Here is a 1,385-nt window from a genome sequence, read left to right as displayed (position 1 = left end):
TTGATTTTGGACAAAGGATTTGGGGATGTAACTGAGTACTTGCGGTTGGGCACCTAGACGTAGTTTGCCCATAATACTGCCTGATGGTGTCGTCAGTCCTGTACCATTATAAGAGTCCAATTGGAATTCATAGTCCCCATCTCGACCACTATTTCCTCCACTCCAGATAAACCAATCCGAAGTGCTTGATAAAGTAAAGTTTTCCCAAACCGTTGTACCGACTTTTCTAATTTTTAGTTTTGCTAATGTAGATGTGCTCGTCACTGGTTTAAATTGATCAATAAAAGATACATTATCTCTACTAAACAAAATAAAACCATCTCCTCCATAATTAAGTGGTGCTATTTTAACATCTGCTTTATAACCTTGAACATCATACTCCCCTGTAGCTTCATTATATTTAAAATATTCTGAAAAATCCCCATTAAAATCCCCATTTGATTTTTTAAAATACAAGATACCAGCTTGACGATCTAATATCTTACTTCCGCTTAATGAAAATAATTGAAACTCATAAGTTGGACCATTAAATAAATCTATAAAAACCTTTTCAAAGACATTTGGAAATATAGTTTTCCCCAAACTGTCTTTTGAGGGATAAATAACCGCCTCATTATAACTTCCTAAATCACCCTGTTTCTTATAAAAAAATTTCAGCTCAGTAGTACCCTGAGGAATATCATTAATTTTTAATCTAGATAAAACACCCCCGATAGATGAGCCATACTCACTAAACTTGCTAATCTCACCATTACTAGTATCAATATATGAACTCTGTTCATTATATCCATTAAAACTAAATGGTTCTTCTTTTGTTCGAACGATAGGCTGTATGAGCGAAGCTAAATTAAAATCAAATCCAGACTCTATAGTTTTAACATCAAACTTAATATATCCTTTTTCCACCACATATTTAAAGAAACCTTGCTCATCAGCAGATGTCTCAATATTAAAAATACTTGTAAACTCCACTTCATCAAGCTCTACCATTAAATTATAATTATTATTATCAAGACCTATTTTTGCTTCTATCTGCTTTGAAATTCCAGACGATAAATTATAAAATTTTAAATAATGTTTTTTTTGACCATCAGCCAAGTAGCTATATAAATCTTTTGTAATATTAAATCCAAATTTATATTTTTTAACAACAAGACCACTATCTAAATTATAAGAAAATGACGATGAATTTATATAAAATGTATTATATAAAGCACTTAAATCAGAAATAAAACCAAAATCCCAATACCATCTCAAATCTAAAGGTGTGGTATTCCTATTATTAACAACCTCATTTTTATCTATATAAACACTAGGCATATCTCCTACAGATAATTCCTTCTGATTAATACTGGCTTTATTTACAGCCGTATTAATCACACCCT

At 31.1% G+C, this 1,385-nt stretch carries 1 protein-coding gene; it reads right to left on the bottom strand.

The window, feature by feature from the left end; all coding sequences use genetic code 11:
- Positions 1 to 1,385, bottom strand: a 1,385-nt coding sequence (locus AAV96_RS18160; protein WP_046737825.1) for a hypothetical protein, incomplete at both ends; no start/stop codon positions are given.

The sequence above is a fragment of the Acinetobacter sp. AG1 genome (assembly GCF_001005525.1).
Classification (GTDB): domain Bacteria; phylum Pseudomonadota; class Gammaproteobacteria; order Pseudomonadales; family Moraxellaceae; genus Acinetobacter; species Acinetobacter modestus.
The sequence above is the reverse complement of the archived record's forward strand: the minus strand, read 5'-3'. Positions and strand labels throughout refer to the sequence as shown.